The sequence below is a fragment of the Pseudoalteromonas sp. NC201 genome (assembly GCF_002850255.1).
Lineage (GTDB): Bacteria > Pseudomonadota > Gammaproteobacteria > Enterobacterales > Alteromonadaceae > Pseudoalteromonas.
This window is the reverse complement of sequence record NZ_CP022522.1, coordinates 146477-165094: the sequence shown is the minus strand read 5'-3', so window position 1 is coordinate 165094 and position 18618 is coordinate 146477. Positions and strand designations below refer to the sequence as shown.

The window sequence follows — 18618 nt, the reverse complement described above, 5'->3', positions numbered from 1 at the left end:
TCTGTTAGTCCTTTTGTTGTTTTTTTCTGCGGCGAAGGGCTGCTGCTTTTTTCTTCTCAACTCGAGAAGAAACCTGAGATAAAGTATCGTCATCTTCGTTAGATGAAGAGTCTATATATTCGGCGAGTTTTTGAATTGTCGGATAGTTATACAGTTCAACAACCGCTATTTTTTCATCAAATGTTTGTTGTACTTTTTTATGGATCTGCATCAAAACGAGAGAGTCCCCACCAAGCTCAAAGAAGTCGTCTTGAATCCCTACTTTTTCTAATCCAAGCATTTGCTCCCAAATTGACACTAATGATTTTTGAGTGGGAGTTTTTGCTGCAACAAAATCCACTTCCAAATCAGGTCTAGGTCGTGTTTGTTGTGGTAACGCGTCATTCAGGTCGAATAAACCAGTGTCACCATCTGCGGAGTTTTCATAGCGCTTTATAAAATCCGATGCTGCATACAAAGTTACTGGCTGACGGTGAGCTAATGTCTGTTCGATAACACTCATTGCAGTACTATTATCAATGCCTGCTGGCATCGCTTTATGTTTATATACAAATTCACTAAGAGGTATATTGCTTACCTTACTTGAAGAGCTAGCTAAGTCTGTTTCAATTTTCTTCATCGTGAAATTTGAAATAGTTACTAGCTGCTCTCCTGTTAAGCTGAGTAAACAAATATCAAAGCTCATGACTCCCGATTTGCTGTCCTGACTCTGCAACTCGACAAAACTATAAAACTGACCTTCTAGCTTCGAATATTGGGTAAGCTTTGCATAGCTAATTGGTATATAGACGCCACCATCAATAAAAGCTCTCAGATAAGAGGTTGCGCAATCCAGTAAGGCAGGATGTAAACTGTAGTCATTAATATCAGTATCGAACTGTGCAGGTAAGTGCATTTTAGCTAGGCCTGAGCGCTCGCCGATCCACACCTTTTCAAAACAGTTCCATCTCTCACCATACTTCATCAACTGATCGTGCTGCTCTGCATTTCGGCTCACACCAAGAGCTTGAGCCCCAAGGTCTGCAGCACCAGAAACATTGTCGAATACTCTTCCTTGAATTGAATTAATTAGCTCATTAATCGACATGCTTTCTGGCTGCGCGCTCGAAACTCCACTTACCTGCCCTTTCGCATGAATTTGGTACAACTCATTACTCGGCTGATAACTCGTAATTTCGAATTGAGTACCATTGCCATCGACTGTTAGGTTGGTATATAAATCAGACCAATCTCCTGCAGATAGGGCTGCACCAGATAGAAAGTATACGTCTTTTAAAGTGATGTGCTTTGAAGGGGTTGAATGCTGAAATGCAGCTGCAGCCATCTCCAAATAGGTTGCACCAGGAATCGTTGGTAAACCCATAACCCAATGCTCAGCAAGCGGCCAATCCCTCTCTGTATGAAATTGCTTACAGTAGACCGTCTGGCCTGACTCATTGATAATTTGATCGCCCAACAGTGGATGAGTTTGATGTGCTGTAATCCGTCTTCTGCCATTTAATGCCTCTACAGCCATTCCAGCTTCTTTCCAAGCATCCCAGCGAATACTGAAAACTCTATCTATACCTCTACTGTGAGCTGCTTCTGCTATACAATCCAAACCAGCATTGGCTGAGCTATAGTCACTTTGACCCATGCCACCTAAAATCCCCGTAACCGAAGAAAATAGTACGACGAACTCCATCTCTTCACGCTCGCAAATATCAACCCAAGCGTTGGCGGTTCCCAGCTTTGCAGCTAGTACCTTATGCACAATTTCATTTGTTTGGTTCATCACCATCGTTTCACCTGGCAGTCCCGCTAGGTGAAATACACCGCTAACTTGGCCAAACTCAGTGACGGCTTTGTCCCAGATTATTTGAGCTGATCGCGGTGTACTTACATCCGCCTCAAGGCAAGTTACATTGGCACCATAGGAGTTCAATTCAGCAATAAGAGGAGAAGATGAACGGTCTGTTCGACTCACTAACACTAAGTTTACTTTATATGTTGACGCTAAATAACGAGCAAGTTCTTGTCCTGCACCTCCGAATCCACCTGTAATTACATAAGTCGCATTATCACGAATAACTACAGGTGAACTGCTCTTTTCTAGCTCCTTGCCAATTTTTAGAAACTCTGGTTGCCAAAGATTTCTGCCTCGCACCGCACTTACAGTGGACAATTTTTTAGAACGTATTATTGGAAGTAACTGAGACTGACTAAAACTTGAACTATCAAAGTCAATTTGATGCGCTGAGATGTTCTGATGCTCTTGAGAAATTACTTTCAGTGTGCCGTACACCAGCCCTTGTTCGGGTTTAAGCAACTCTATACCTGTAACGTTACAAGCTTCTGTTGTTATCGCAAACCAACTCATCTCATCTTGGTAAGAGACATTTGAGAATGCTCTTGCTAAATGGAGATATGTGAGGATGCTATGATAGTTGTCAATAGTGCTTAAACTTGGCCAAAATGAGATAATTTTTGTCGGTAATGTCACTAACCGCGTTAATTCCGCAACTAGCTTTTCATAATCTTCAAATATTTCCGCTCTCATAATGTAGCGGTTTTCATCCTCTCGCTTAAATACTTCTCCAACCCTAACAGTCGTTATTGTGCTTGCTGTTTCCAACTCTAACTGCTTGATAATATTTTGGGAAAAATGACTGTTATCATCGAGAACGAGTATATTACCTTTATTGTCACTATCCTGTGATAGGAGTGATAGCGCTTGTTTACTCCACTGTTGCTTATAAAATCCTTCAACATCCTCTTCTGCCGTTTCTCTAAAACCTGAAAACTGAGTTTTATAAACTTTGCTATCAAATTGATAAGGAGGAAGGTCGGCGATCTTGTTAAAACCTTGAAGTACCCTGCTCCAATCAGGTTCAATATCAAGCGTATAAAGCTGCCCTAAACACTTATTGAATGCTGTATGTTCATTCTTTTCGTTTCTTTTTGCGCGGGTGGTATGCAGGACTAAACTCTGACTTTCTAATTGCCCATGGCGTGACACAATGTTGGCTAGCGTATTACCTGGACCAACTTCAACAAAAGCTCGACTTGGTCCTGACAACAGCGTGCTGATACCTTTGTGAAATTGAACCGTATGACGCAAGTGCTTAACCCAATAAGAGGCATCACATAGTTCCTGCTCACCTGCCCAATCACCTGTTACATTTGAGATAATCGGCATGTTGGGAGTATTCAGTTGAATCCCTTTGAACTCAGCTTCAAAGTCACTTAACAGTGGATCCATTAATGAAGAGTGAAATGCACTTGATGTACTGAGCTCTGTAGTTTCTAATCCATTGCTTCGTGCATCTGAAATAAATATCTCAATATCCTGGACTGCTCCAGCAACAACATAGTTCTTTTCAGAATTAATAGTCGCAATTGATACATTCGACCACTTTGAGGTGTCAAACTGAGTCCAACTGCCATTCACTGCAATCATTTTCCCCGGCGTAGCACGAGACATAATTTGGGCTCTAGCGCTAATAACCTTTATCGCGTCTTGAAGGCTGAATACCCCAGCAACTGTCGCAGCAACATACTCACCAAGACTATGCCCAATTAACGCACTAGGCCGATACCCTTTATCAATTAGACTTTGAGCAATTGCAAACTCAACGGTGAACAGTGTAAGTTGCGCAAGTTTTGTTGCTCGTAACTGTTCGTCACTTGCTATCTGCTCAGTATTTCCCCAAAGTAATTCGCATACATTAACACCTGTGAGCTCATCTATGTGTGTAGAGCATAACGCTGCTACTTCTCTAAATTTTGTATCATTCTTATATAGCCATTGTGCCATCTTAGAGTATTGAGAGCCTTGACCACTAAACATGAATACCAGTGATTCAGGGTGCAGCTCCTTATTAAACGCTGTCGCTATGTATTGATTGTCGGCATCATGAACAAGTGCAGACTTAATACTCTGCTTTGAACGCTTAAATAACATAGTATAAGCAGCAGATAGTGAATCGTTAGTATTTGACCGCAACCAGCTCTGCATTGCGGCTAAGTTACGTTGTAGACTCTCTTTAGAATGACCAGTAACAGGAATAAAGGCAGCACTTTGTTGCACTGATTCCATTGCGGGTTTTCGATACTCTTCTAAAATAATATGCGCGTTTGTTCCACCAATCCCAAACGAGCTGACGCCGGCACGTTTTACCCCTGCTGATGGCCATTGCTGGAAGTGATCCGATACCATTAGCCCAGATTCAGAAAACTGGCACTTCTGATTTGCATCCTTGTAATGCAAGCTTGCTGGAATCCCGCCATGCTTTATAGCGAGTACCGCCTTAATAAACCCAGCGATACCTGCTGCGGTATCTAAATGGCCAAAGTTGCTTTTTACTGAGCCAATTAAACAAGGCGTTGATCTATTAACGCCATATACTTGGTTCAAAGCCTGCACCTCTATAGGGTCTCCCAGCTTTGTTCCTGTTCCATGAGTTTCAATGTAACCGATGCCTTGTGGCTCAACACCAGCAATCTGTAGTGCTGTACTTAACACATCTCGCTGGCCTGCAACACTTGGTGCGGTATATCCTACTTTATTATTACCATCGTTATTAATTGCTGAACCTTTAATAACAGCATGAATTTGATCACCATCGGTAATTGCATCATGTAGTCGCTTTAAAACGACAAACCCGACTCCATCACTCAAGACCGTCCCCTGAGCACTTTCATCGAATGGCCTACATTGACCATCAGGAGCGAGGATCATTCCCTCTTGATAAACATATCCTTGTATATCTGGTTCAACTAAAGCTGGGTTGGTAGATAATGAAACAGCTCCAGCTAACGCAATATCACTATCCCCACTTAACAGACTTTGACAAGCTTGGTGAATTGCAACTAAGCCTGTTGAACAAGCTGACTGTACAGTCACAGCTGGACCATTTAGATTGAACTTGTATGCCAAACGAGTATTAAAAAAGTCTCGACTAACGAGATTAATTATCTCGTAAGCTTGTGCACCACCTTCAGAAGCGGCTTGGCTAAATTGAGCTGTCCATAATGGGTTTGCTGAAGCTCCACCAAAAACGCCCAGCAACCTCTCATTTAACGTCTCTCTCCCACAACCAGCATCTTCAAGAGCTTGCCAAGCAGTCTCATGATAGAGCCTCAATTGAGGATCCATTAAAATAGCTTCACGCTCACTATATCCAAAAAACTCTGCGTCGAAGGCCATCGCATTTTCCACAATCCCCTTAACTGGAACATAAGAGTCTTGCGATATCAGCTCACTATCCACACCTGCACGCTCTAACTCTTCAGAAGAGAATGTTGACAATCCACACCGGCCTTCTCGCAACAATTGCCAAAACTCTTGTGTCGAGTTCACTTTGGGGAATCGCGAAGACATACCTATGACTGCGATTTCAGCACCATGATAATTTTGATTAGTACTCATTGACTTGTTTCCTTGTATTCAATCTTCTTTGAAGCCTTGATTTGCCTGATTGAAGTTGCTCTGTTCGGCTTTTTGCCTCGGAGTTGCGGGTCGCAGAGGCATCAATGACTTGAGCCAGCGCGTTAAGTGAGGGATAACTAAACATATCGACAACAGTTAGTGACAAACTCAATGCTTCATTCAACTTTGGCACAAGCTCAACCATTTCTTGGGATCTTGCTCCTGCATCAAAAAAGTTTGTCTCTGCATCAAGGTGAGGTATCTGAAGGTGATGGCAAATAACGGCTGCCAGCTCCTGTATCAAACGATCTTCATTTTCAGTTGTGCTTACTTGTGCAAAACTCGAAGGTAGTGAAAGCGACTTACTATCTAGTTTGCCACTTGGTGTTAAAGGAAACGCTTTAAGTGCTTGCCAATGGCTTGGAAGCATATGTAATGGAAGGTATTCAGAAGCGGCGGCTCTCAAATGTTCAGAGGATAACTCATCATTTTCAGAGATATAGTAAGCACATAAACACTGATGACCAGAGTCAGATGTCTTGATTAGAACAACTGCGTCAGAGATATTCGGTAACTTTTTCAGTATTGACTCTATTTCACCTAGTTCTATTCTGTACCCTTGGAATTTAACTTGAGTATCTATTCGTCCTACAAATTCAACACTACCATCTGCCTGTATTTTCGCTAAATCTCCCGTATTATACCAACGCTCTCCATTACAACTAATGAAGCGACTAGCAGTTAGCTCAGGTTGATTAAAGTAGCCTTTTGCCAACCCCTTACCACTGATGTATAACTCACCCGTCCAACCCACAGGCATGAAGCTATGCTGGCTATCTAGAATTGCCATCTGTGTATTAGCGATTGGATGGCCTATTGAATTTACACTCCAACTCTCTTCCACTCGGATACAGCTTGACCAAATTGTTGTTTCAGTTGGCCCATACATATTCCAAAGCGCATCAACCTTGCTTGTTAGCTCAGTTGCTAAATGCTGTGGCAGAGCTTCTCCTCCCACAAGCGCCTTTAAGCTAGGTTTACCTTGCCAGCCAGAAGCTAATACCAACTTCCATGCGCTAGGAGTCATCTGTACGATGCTGGTATCAGGTTTGTTAATTTCATCAACCAAACCTTGCAGATCATGGGTTATACGTGAAGGAAATACTTTGACCGTCGCTCCACTTATTAACGGAAGTAATAGTTCTAAAATAGATATATCAAAACTAAATGGAGTGACGGCTAATAATCTATCTCCATGGCTGATTCCTGGTTTTTTCCTCATTGAGAGCAAAAAGTTAGCTAAAGATAGATTCGAAATTTCAACGCCTTTTGGCGTACCTGTAGAGCCCGAGGTATATATAACATAAGCAGTGCTATCGTTTTTGGCTACGGTAGTCGAGCCAATTTCAACAGCGGTATTTTCACAAAGTGACTCTACAATATAAATCTTATCTGTTAGCTCAAATGCTAACTCAGAGAAATCACTATCGATGACAAGCAATGAAATATTACTGTCATGTGCCATATGCTTTAGGCGGCTAACTGGATAGCTCGGATCCATCGGCACAAAACCAGCTCCAATTTTACTCAGCGCTACAATCGCTTCCACCATTCTTTCTGAGCGATGAAGCATTAGCCCTACGAGATCACCGGCTTTGACCCCGATTTCCTTGAATCTCAATGCAAGCCGCGTTGAAGAAAGATCTAAGGCTTCATAAGTAAGTTCTCTGTTTTGACACGACACAGCTACGGTATTCGGAGATTTCCGCACTTGCTCCAAAAATAAGGTAATAAATGGTTGTATTTCCTCATCAAGTCCAGTGTCGGACAGAGATAACGATTTATTTTTCTCAGATGTAAGCATTAATTCAGAGAGTTTTACCTCTGGATTATTTGAAACTTGTTCTAGAAGAGAAAAAAGTATTTCTAAAAGCTGTGCAATTTCCTCTTTTGAAAAGTACCCCATGTGATAATCCACCTGTAGTTCAACAGGCTGCACTTCTCCATTGTCCCAAATGGTTAAGTTAAAAGGAGTAGTTTGGAAAGGGTTTTCGATATAATGGTAAGATGCATGCGCTTTAGCAAAGCGACAACTATTATTTAATTTTAAGAAGTTCACACACACATCATAGAGACCACTTCTTGCTTCAGGGCCCATATCAGAAACAATATGACCAATTGGGTATTTCTGATGTCGATATATTTTTTTTTGCTCAGAAGCTACATAGCTAAGAAACTGATCAAATGAGGTGTCTGATGTATAAGCTAGCGATATAGGGCTAACACTTGTATATAGAGCTATATCATTCTTTTGTTTCGCTGATTTTCGATTGTGAGCTGGTAACCCTACATTAAAATTACGCTCTCTATATAGTCTAGAGAACATTATAAAAACAAGAGACAAAAATACAGTACCAGGGGACTTAGCTAGAAACCCTTTGTTTGAAAATAAGCTTTCATACTTATCTCGCGCTACTGAAAAAACAACTCTCTCACTTGAGTTTTTCGATTCCAATTTCCTATTTGGAACAAGTATATTCCTTTTAGAACAATGCAAGTAAGACTTCCAAAATTCCTTATCTTTCTGATACCGTTCTGACTCCAAGTATACTGAGTCTTGTTCAAAATAGTTTTGCTGCGCGTGCTCATTAACCTGATATTCTTTTGATTCATAAGCTTTTGAAAGTGCCTCAGCCCATAGCGCAAACCCCCAGCCATCAATCAGCAAATGATGCGCTACACCTACAAACCAGATCCTTTGATCTGTCAGTTGAATGATATAAGTTTTGTAGAGGCATCTTCCCTTAAGATCAAAGGGCTGAGAAAATATTTCTTTCACAAGCTCCTGCGCTGACTTAATCGGTTCAATAGCGTCTCTATAATCAACCACCGTAGACTTAATATGTAAAGCGTTATCAAATCTTGCTTTGGGACCATCATGCTCATGCTCAATAGTCAAACTAAACATAGGGTTACTTGCTATAACCTGATCACTTGCTTCTAATAAAGATGTGACATTTGCCGAGCTTATATCAACATATCCACCAATATTATATTTAGCATTACCAATACAATGTAGCTGATCGAAGTAAACATCCTTCTGCGCTAGAGAAAAATCAAACCTCATATGCGTTATCCTTATTATTTTCTGAGTTTTTAAAATTTGATTTTTCAGCCTTAGCCTCGCCATAATTTAACCTTGAAGCACTTAGCTGAACCTCTCCTTTATCTAAATGAACGAGCTGATCTGATAAGTTATAATATCTATCATCATGAGTTATAACTATAATCAACTTATTTCTTGACTTTAAAATAGGTAGGATTTCTTTGTAAAAAATCTCTCTGAATTGAGGATCTTGATCTGCAGCCCATTCATCAAATAAATAAAAATCTTTATCTTCTACAATACTAGCTATTAATGCTAACCTTCTTTTTTGACCATCTGAAAGTTCTAAAGTAGAGAATCCATCTCCTTCTAAAAACACCTTCTCATCGAGGTTAAGCTTCACTAACCAATAATTAATTTCATCTATAACATCACTATTTTCTAAATCAATTCCATGCAGCTTTTCAAATAAGTGATAATCACTATAGATAACACTTATTGACTGGCGATAACTATCAATATTGCTTTCATCAACTTTCACATCATCAAAGATAATATTTCCTGATGTTGCCCTATAATGAAGTGTAGCGACCTTACAGAAGGTTGATTTACCCGAGCCATTCCCTCCAACAATAAAAGTTATTTCTCCGCGTCTACAACTAAAAGAAATTGGGCCAACTTCAAAATTAGATTTTTTATAAGAAAAGCAAGTATTATCGAAAGTTACTTTTTCCCAGTTACTAACCGGGGTTAATTCACTCTCTACCTCCTTAGACAAAGATGCAAGAATCAGATCTACTTTATTATATGACGCATTAGCTCTATAAATTGGAGCTATTGATTGCAATATCCATCGAATTGGGCCGGATATATATAGCAGAACCATAACTATACCCAGTAATTCACCATGACCAATCGAGTAGTAATTAACAAAAGAGAAAACCAAAACGGCGATAATTAGATAGGTTAATAGCATCCCATAGTTTTCAGCAAAGATTGTATAGTTATACGTTTTAGTAAGTGTTTCACGCATTTCATTTTCAGCTTTAAGCAACTCATTTTTAATAAATGACTCTCGCTTAACATTATTAACTTTCAACTCTTTCGCTCCCATTAGTAAAGAGCGAAATGATTTTTGAAGTTCATCTGTTTCTTGTCTTGATTTATTAAAAAACCTCATGGAATAGATGATAGGAATTTGATAGGTAATAACTGAAACAACTAAACAAACCAATAAAAATAGAAATGCCCCCATACTTAAAAAGTAGATATATAAAAATACACCTAACAAAATAACTGAACTGACTAACAGACCAGGAACTGCTTGCGCCCCCATCATAATTCGACTGATATCTGTACTTAATACAACGAGTAATTTAGAAGTTCCAACTGACTCAAGGTTCTCGATTGGAGCCCCTAGAATCTTTTCAAACAATCTTTTTCGGATATTACTCGCAAGCATTAATGCTGACTTTTGTAATGCAATCATTGATACTGATTGCAAAATAAAAATCGCAGCGCAAATACCTAAAAATAACAGCGCTAAATTTGGATGTGCTATTTGCACGCCCAGCACCTCAACAAAATCTGCGGTGCCGTCTAATACATAGCTAAACTCTTCAATTGCGATTAGAATAACTGGAACTAGCGACGCGTAGATAAGGCCTGCGATCGCGCCGCTCAACAGTGAAATAAAGACAGAGTTAGGCGCCGTCTTTCCTAATTCGGAGAGTAACCTCATTACAATTCCTTTTTATTAATTATTATATTTATTGCGGTGTTTCAGTAACTAATTGATTACTTTCATATAAGTCGATCATGTCATCATAGTGTGGGCTCATGATATTGCCGGACTGACCCGTTGAATTGATGTACCAAGACTTAAACCCTTCCTGCTTACTCGACACCATAATTTGGCGAAACCCAGCACCAAATATCTGCTCATATCCATCAGCACTATCAAACCGATAACCGGCGGCATTCACGGTATCTAATGAACCAGCTCCAGTGATCTGCCGCTCAAAAATTCGTCTCGAAAAGTCCGCTTCACTAAAGGGTTGATGCGCGAAAGTTCTCGGCGCAAGCTCTCCCCATGACCACGGCCTAGCGCCAAACTTACGCTCAAGTTCAACTAAAGTCGCTTGATAGGAATCCCTAATTTCATCTGTACATTTTTCTGAAGTGTCAGAACACCATAATTCATGGTCTTGTAAGGCGAGCAATAACTGTTTGTCGGTTAGACTAGATGCGGTTAGCCCGCCACCAAATTGTGTAGCAAGACTTTGTGAATGGAATAATTTGACTTTTAAATTTCTGATCATGACTTGGTATATAGCACCAACGTCAGGGTCAGATTTATAATCTCCGTCCCAATGTAGTAGCTCACCAAGTAAAGGCTTCAGATTTGGATAGTCATTTCTAAGAAGGTTGAGTAGATCTATCGCTCCTAAGTCAAGTACATCACCTTGAATACTCCGGAAAGTATCGATGGAAAGTTTGTGTCCTCGCTTTAACTCACCTTCTATAAGAGATGCTATACGTTCCGCTCTATATGAAGGAGCCCAGTCCATAGAAATGAAGTAAGGATAATCCTCAGAGACATGTTTTTGGTTGGCATTAATGATATAGCCTTTTTTAGGGTTGAATTCCGTTGGCATACTTTCCCAAGGAATGTACCCAGTCCATTCAAACTCATACTGATTAACAGGTATGGCTCCAGAATGTTTTTTGCGAAGCGGAACTTTACCCGCGCTATTGAGGCCTATATTGCCTAGGCGATCTGCGTAAACAAAATTGATTGTCGGCGTGATAAGAAGCTGGAGCGCATTCCTGAACTCTTCCCAATTAGAAGCATAATTCAGGTCGATCAAGGCAGAAATAGAAGTATCACTGTCATTTAAAGCTGTCCATCTCAGTGCATACCCATGAGACGCGCCAGCACTATAATCTAGAATAGGCCCATATTTTGATTGTGCAACCGTATGTTTTATAGTCTCTGGGGCTTTTCTAAATTGAGCTGGGAAGTCAGCCTTAACCGCGATCTCCTCTACCCTTTGAACAATTTTCTCTCCTGCAGAATTCCCTCCTCGATTAAGGTCCACTATGACCAAATCTTGCGTATCCGCGGGCATGTTAGTACCGCCCCAAGCAATATGAGCATTATGTCCAAATACAATTACAGGCAATCCTGGAATGGTCATACCTGATGCGTTTACTTCGCCGCCTAACAAAGACGCTCGATACCATAATGAAGGCATTTGGAAAGAGAGATGAGGATCATTCGCCAACATCGCATCGCCCGAAGCACTTAACTCCCCAGAAATTGCCCAAGCGTTACTCCCGGCAAATTTGCCTCCAATCCCATGCTCTAGCAATAAAGCTTCTTCGATACTCGCTAACTGGCTTAACGTCTCATCCAATTTAGCGACACGTGATATATCCTCTGATAAAGATTGCTGATCATTAAGCTCTGGATAGATTGAGTGTAAATAGTCCACTGGTAATTTAGCGGCAGCTTGTACTCTGGCCCGTTCATAATTAGCAGCAAAACTCAGAGAGTAAGAAAGTAGCTTACCTACCATTAATGAATCTTCAGGAGACCAATTTGAAGCAACGACACCAAAAACCCTAAACTCAATTGGTAGGTTTTCAGAATCTCTGATATACGCATTCACTCCCTCAGAGAAGGCAACTAAGATGCCTTTTTCCCGCTTCCCTAAACTTTTTAGCGCCTCTTTTGCAGCATCAGCAAGCCCCAAAGTACGCATATATTTATCACGCTCAATTGTTGATGCTCCAAAGACCTCACTCAAAGTACCTTTAATTAGTCGGCGCTGTAACTCCATTTGCCAAAGCCGATCTTGAGCTTGAACATATCCCATAGCGAAAAAAGCATCATGATCACTTTTCGCGCTTATATTTGGAACTCCGTACTTATCTCTAGAGATACTCACTTTGTTACTCAAAGCGCTATCGCTTAATGTGATATTATCCAGAGGTAAAGTTTCTCTCTCGTCTAAGTAAAAATAAGAGATGATTATAAGGAGGGGAATAAATACTAAAATAACAAATCTTAATGCTAATGACTCTCGAGAAAACACCTTACTTCTTCCTTGCATATCAACAGTAACAAACGAAAATTTAGCCTATTAGAGTGCATCAAGTAGCCCCTTTAACATTAGACTCAACTTATTAATATCAGGTACATAGTACCCAAAAAATGAAACTGATCAACACAAAAAACAAAACAAAAATTAACTCGATTAACACAATTAACACACAGGACACAATTGAGAAATACAAAATTGCATAATGTACATACAACTTCCTCACATGCAGTATCATTCACCTAAATACAGACAAATAAATGGTGAACAAAAAGTCGCCTATAAAATGCGGGCTCTTTGGTGTTAGCGTATATAAACAAAAGATGTAAAAATTAATCTAAGAAGCAGTTAATGAGCAAAGAAAAGTTTCGATTAAATACCTAAAGAAAGGTGCTTTATATGCAATATTTAGAATGTATTTTTTCTATAAATTTAGAAATTAATTTCAATTTTCTGCTCAATACCAGACCACCATTAGTGCAGACAACTGAATATACTCGAGCAATTTTTAGCTATTCGGTATCTTGATACCTTGAGCATTTAATCAATATCAACTACAACAGAAATGGAAAGTGTCGTTGTCAGGAAAAATATTACGCACCACCATGGAACACTTACGCACCAATTTAGTGCAAAACATCCGTTCACAGATCAGTGAATTTAAATAAACCATTAAAAATCAAACAGTTAAACAATTGGCACGATTAACGCTTATCAAGGTGCAATTGCAGTACATTGCAGCAAAAAATAACCCAACGAGTCGGAGGACACATGTCACAATCGGTTTTAGATTTTATTAAAGAGCACGACGTAAAATTTGTTGACTTACGTTTCACAGATACAAAAGGTAAAGAACAACACGTATCGATCCCACATCATCAAGCCGATGAAGACTTCTTTGAAGACGGCAAAATGTTTGACGGCTCATCTATCGCTGGTTGGAAAGGCATCAACGAATCTGACATGGTACTTATGCCTGATGCAGAAAGTGCTAAGCTAGACCCATTCGCAGAAGAAACAACGCTTATCGTTCGTTGTGACGTGGTTGAACCAAACACACACCAGGGTTACGAGCGTGACCCACGTTCAGTAGCTAAACGCGCTGAAGAGTTCATGCGTTCAACGGGTATTGCAGACACCGTATTATTCGGTCCAGAGCCAGAGTTCTTCTTGTTTGACGATGTTAAATTTAAAACTGACATGTCTGGCTCAATGTACAAAATCGATGCTGAAGAAGCGGCTTGGAACTCAGACAAAGACTACGAAGGTGGTAACACAGGTCACCGTCCTGGCGTAAAAGGTGGTTACTTCCCAGTAGCGCCGGTAGATTCGTCTAATGATTGGCGTGCAGCTACTTGTTTAGTACTTGAAGAGATGGGCCACGTTGTTGAAGCGCACCACCACGAAGTAGCAACTGCTGGTCAAAATGAGATTGCGACTCGCTTTAATACTATGGTAACTAAAGCAGACGAAATCCAAGAGATGAAGTACGTTATCCACAACATGGCTCACCTATACGGTAAGACAGCAACCTTTATGCCTAAGCCAATCGTTGGTGATAACGGTTCAGGCATGCATTGCCACCAATCACTTGCTAAAGACGGCAAGAACATCTTCGCAGGCGACAAGTACGGCGGTCTATCTGAAGAAGCGCTTTACTACATTGGTGGTATCATTAAGCATGCTAAAGCAATCAATGCATTCACTAACCCAGCAACAAACTCTTATAAGCGTCTAGTACCAGGGTTTGAAGCGCCAGTTATGCTTGCATACTCAGCACGTAATCGCTCAGCATCAATCCGTATCCCGGTGATCCCATCAGAAAAGGGTCGTCGTATCGAAGTACGCTTCCCAGATCCTGCGGCGAACCCATACCTAGCTTTCGCAGCGCAGTTGATGGCTGGTCTTGACGGTATCCGCAACAAGATCCACCCTGGCGATGCAATGGACAAAGATTTGTACGACCTACCAGCGGAAGAAGCAGCAGAAATCCCAACAGTTGCAGCATCACTTGACGAAGCGCTTGCTTCTCTAGATGCTGACCGTGAGTTCTTAACTCAAGGTGGCGTATTCACTGACGACCTAATCGATGCGTACATCACACTTAAGTCGAAAGAAGTTGAAAAATTAAACATGACAACTCACCCAGTTGAGTTCGAAATGTACTACAGCGTTTAATCGCTAACAGACTACTACGCTCAGTACCGCGGTATTGAGCTTGTAGAGCCAAAACTCATTATGCGTTTCTGGCACTCTTAATCATATGTGTTCTCAAGCCCGTAATTACGGGCTTTTTTAATTTAATTCAAAAGGTTAAATTAAATATCTCGAATAAATTTATTATCGGAGTTACTCATTTGTAACTCGCAATTCCAACAACACTATACTAAAGTATGAACAGTAGTTTACTGTGGAGAGTTGTGGTGCGTCAGTGGTTTCTTATAATGTCGGTTAGCATGACGCTAACCCTAACAAGCATTGATGCTGCAGCAGAGTCCAATCCAAAAATCTATCGCTGGAAAGATAAAAACGGCCATTGGGTCTATTCGGATGTACCGCAACCTGGTTCAAAAGAAGTCAAACTCAACGCCAGCGCTTTAACCATGCCAAGTGTTGATACTAAAATTCTCGAACAAACGGATACAACACCAACGATTCAATATACAGCTAAAATCACTTCTCCTGAGCATGAGCAAACAATCCGTGATAATAGTGGCAGTGTATACGTAACTGGCACCATAGAACCAAGATTTACCCAAGGTTTAAGCGTGCAACTCTTTCTCAATGGAACAGCCACAGGGCCAAAACAAAGTAATACTCAGTTTTCTTTGCGTGGTATCAATCGTGGCGAGCATTCTTTGGTTATGAAAGTGTTTAATCAAAAAGGTATGTTAGTCGCCCAAAGCGATGCTCATAAGTTCTTTTTGCACCGCAATACCGTGAATAATTAGAGCGATATTGCTTACCTACACTGACTTTTAACCAGTAGTTGCAAACACACCATACTCATCCCTCCTGCTATTGAGGAGGCCAAACTCGACATTTCATTGTGTTCAATCCACAACCTTTGCTCACCCACCTGGATTTGATAGTAGACTTCAGCCTTTGTTTGCAGTAGATATTTATCTCGCCAGTTAGGTTGAACGACCCGTATTACGCCTGTAAGGGTGGTTTTCTCGCCATTCGTAGCCCGATGTAAATTAGCGGTGTGAGGAGGAAAGCAACCCGTATACTCGGTAACATTCCTAGCGCCTTGAAAGTCACAACCACTCATGCAGAACGTGACAAAAAGGCTCCCCCCGCAAGCACAAGCTAGATGTATTTTTTGACACAAAGCATTAATAATGTGGGCACCTTAAAGTTGGCATGCTTTATTAATACCAAGTTTAGGATACGAGTTCGAAAACCCCTAGTTTCTGAGCTCAGGTAATAATTTAATCCAATGGATGCAAAGCTATGCTATTCTCATTGCACCACATTGGTGCACGGTGAACATATATGGATCAACATAACTCGATTGACTTGGATAAAGTTTGGCAATCTCTCTCAACCGCGATTTTAGTGCTCGATCAAAATTTAATGATCCACTATGCCAATTACAGCAGTAGTGAACTACTGGGACTCAGCACTAAACGGCTTGTTGGACTGGCGATTGATAGTGTGTTTAATCATCATCATATAGACTTGCCACGGCTCTCTAAATACGTGCTACAAGATGGTGTAGACTGCCAGCAACACAGGGTAGACGTGGTATTTGTAGATAATCGTGTTGCGACACTAAGTCTGCATGCCAGACGAGTTTACCTTGCAGAAGAGGCGTTCATTTTAGTGGAATGTCGCCGTGTTGATGATGCCCTGCGTTATGACCAAGCATCCAATCAAATGCACCAATTTCAAGCAGCTCGAAATCTCATTCGTGGTCTTGCTCATGAAATAAAAAATCCACTTGGTGGGATCCGCGGTGCGGCGCAATTATTGCAGTACGAAACTGATCAACAAGAACGGGAAGAATGTGCCACGCTCATTATTGAGCAAGCAGATAGATTGCGCGAGTTGGTAGATAGATTGCTTGGACCCAATCAGTTACCACAAAAAGAGCCGTGTAATATCCATCAGGCGTTAGAATCGGTGATAAAGTTAACCACCTTGGAGCGCGATGCCGATATCACCTTGGTAAAAGATTATGATCCCAGTATTCCGGCTATCGTGATAGATCAAGCCAAAATTCAGCAGGTTCTGCTGAATATGCTACGCAATGCTCAACAAGCGCTACAGCATGACGGTACGATCACCATAACAACGCGCATTAAACACCGTCTTCATCATGGTGAGCGACTATTGAAAAAAGCATTACTCATCCGTATCAGCGACAACGGTCCAGGGATCGCCGATGAGGTAAAAGAGACATTGTTCTTTCCGATGATCACGAATAAAGAAGGAGGCTCTGGACTTGGGCTCTCTATCGCGCAAACTTTGGTAGAGCAACACCAAGGATTTATCGAATGCGATAGTTGGCCAGGACACACTGAGTTCAGTATCTACCTTCCCTTTGACAACACCGAAACAGGAAACGTGCAATGAAATCAGTTTGGTTAGTCGATGATGACGCTTCAATCCGATTTGTTTTAGAAAAGGCATTAAAGCGAGCTGAGTTTGAAACCGAGAGCTTCGCCAGTGGTCAAGATGTATTGACCGCGCTTGAATATGAGCAACCCGCGGTGCTGATCTCAGATGTACGTATGCCAGGTATCGATGGCATGGCCTTGTTAGATAAAATTGCAGGGCTCTACCCAAACTTGCCGGTGATCATTATGACCGCGCACTCGGACTTGGACTCTGCGGTCAACGCATTTAAAAAAGGGGCGTTTGAATATCTCGCCAAACCTTTCGACTTAAACGAGGCCATTTCCCTTGTGCAACGTGCATTTCGTGCAGGCCAGCAAACTAAAAAGCAAAAGCGCCAAAGTGAAAAAGCCAATAGCCCCGACATTATTGGTGAAGCCCCAGCGATGCAGGAAGTGTTCCGCGCCATCGGTAAACTTTCCGCTTCAAGCATGAGTGTATTGATTAACGGCGAATCTGGTACGGGTAAAGAGCTTGTGGCAGGCGCACTGCACAATCACAGCCCGCGCAAAGAGGCTTCTTTTATCGCGCTCAATATGGCCGCCATTCCCAAAGATCTCGTCGAGTCTGAGTTGTTCGGCCATGAAAAAGGCGCTTTTACTGGCGCTGACAGCATGCGCCGTGGCCGCTTTGAGCAAGCCGATGGCGGCACCCTATTTTTAGATGAAATCGGTGATATGCCACTGGACGTGCAGACTCGGCTATTGCGCGTACTCGCCGATGGTGAGTTTTATCGGGTTGGTGGCCACAACAGTGTGAAAGTCGATGTCCGTATCGTCGCGGCTACCCATCAAGACTTAGAGACACTGGTCAAGCAAGGTAAATTCCGTGAAGACTTATTTCACCGCCTCAATGTCGTCAGGTTAAAACTACCAGCCTTACGTGAACGCCCTGAAGATATCGCCGCCCTGTGCGATCACTTTCTTGCAAAAAGCGCAAAGGAGCTAAAAGCCGAGCCAAAAATCATCTCCAAACATGCTCTGCAAAAAATGCAGGCGTATCATTGGCCTGGCAACGTTAGGCAATTGGAAAACACCTGCCGTTGGTTAACGGTAATGGCCCCGGGTGAACTTGTCACCCCTGCGGATCTGCCCGAAGAGCTAGAAAAGCCACAACAGATTGACGCCTTAGAGCATGGCAATTGGCTGGACGCATTCCAAACTTGGTTAGACTCAGAGTTACGTAAAGGAAAAGACCATATTTGGCCCGATGTACAGGCACAATTAGAAACACGACTGATCAAATCCGCACTCAATGCCTGTCATGGTCATAAGCAAGATGCGGCGTTAAAGATAGGCTGGGGACGCAATACATTGACCAGAAAACTAAAAGAGAGAAATATTCAGGACTGACTCGATTGCTTGAGTCACATA

Annotated in this window: 8 protein-coding genes; 4 read left to right on the top strand and 4 right to left on the bottom strand. The window is 41.6% G+C overall.

Features of this window, described 5'->3' with window-relative positions:
* Positions 1 to 4: 4 nt before the first annotated feature.
* From PNC201_RS00715 to PNC201_RS00700, 4 genes are read right to left on the bottom strand one after another with little or no spacing between them, the layout of a single operon-like run.
* Complete coding sequence (locus tag PNC201_RS00715; RefSeq protein ID WP_102055866.1) at positions 5 to 5410, bottom strand: type I polyketide synthase; 5406 nt, start codon at positions 5408 to 5410, stop codon at positions 5 to 7.
* Positions 5400 to 8537: a non-ribosomal peptide synthetase gene (locus PNC201_RS00710; protein ID WP_158299089.1), complete on the bottom strand. Its 3138-nt coding sequence runs from the start codon at positions 8535 to 8537 to the stop codon at positions 5400 to 5402. The genes PNC201_RS00715 and PNC201_RS00710 overlap by 11 nt, the downstream gene beginning before the upstream one ends.
* A complete protein-coding gene (locus tag PNC201_RS00705; protein ID WP_010604331.1) occupies positions 8527 to 10257 on the bottom strand; it encodes a cyclic peptide export ABC transporter in 1731 nt (576 codons plus the stop codon). Before PNC201_RS00705 ends, PNC201_RS00710 begins: the two co-directional genes overlap by 11 nt.
* A gap of 28 nt (positions 10258 to 10285) precedes the next feature.
* On the bottom strand, positions 10286 to 12469 hold the full coding sequence (locus PNC201_RS00700) for a penicillin acylase family protein (protein ID WP_158299088.1): 2184 nt from the start codon (positions 12467 to 12469) through the stop codon (positions 10286 to 10288).
* 924 nt (positions 12470 to 13393) lie between these two features.
* On the opposite strand from PNC201_RS00700, the gene glnA reads away from it, so the two are divergent.
* The 4 genes from glnA to ntrC all read left to right on the top strand — a co-directional run bounded on the left by glnA (position 13394) and on the right by ntrC (position 18597).
* Entirely contained in the window at positions 13394 to 14800 is a 1407-nt protein-coding gene (glnA, locus tag PNC201_RS00695) for a glutamate--ammonia ligase (RefSeq protein WP_010604329.1), read from the top strand.
* Between the two features lie 266 nt (positions 14801 to 15066).
* Entirely contained in the window at positions 15067 to 15573 is a 507-nt protein-coding gene (locus tag PNC201_RS00690; RefSeq protein WP_010604328.1) for a DUF4124 domain-containing protein, read from the top strand.
* A 547-nt stretch (positions 15574 to 16120) separates the two neighbouring features.
* Positions 16121 to 17203: a nitrogen regulation protein NR(II) gene (glnL, locus tag PNC201_RS00680; RefSeq protein WP_102055862.1), complete on the top strand. Its 1083-nt coding sequence runs from the start codon at positions 16121 to 16123 to the stop codon at positions 17201 to 17203.
* A complete protein-coding gene (ntrC, locus tag PNC201_RS00675; protein ID WP_102055861.1) occupies positions 17200 to 18597 on the top strand; it encodes a nitrogen regulation protein NR(I) in 1398 nt (465 codons plus the stop codon). Before glnL ends, ntrC begins: the two co-directional genes overlap by 4 nt.
* Positions 18598 to 18618: the final 21 nt, after the last annotated feature.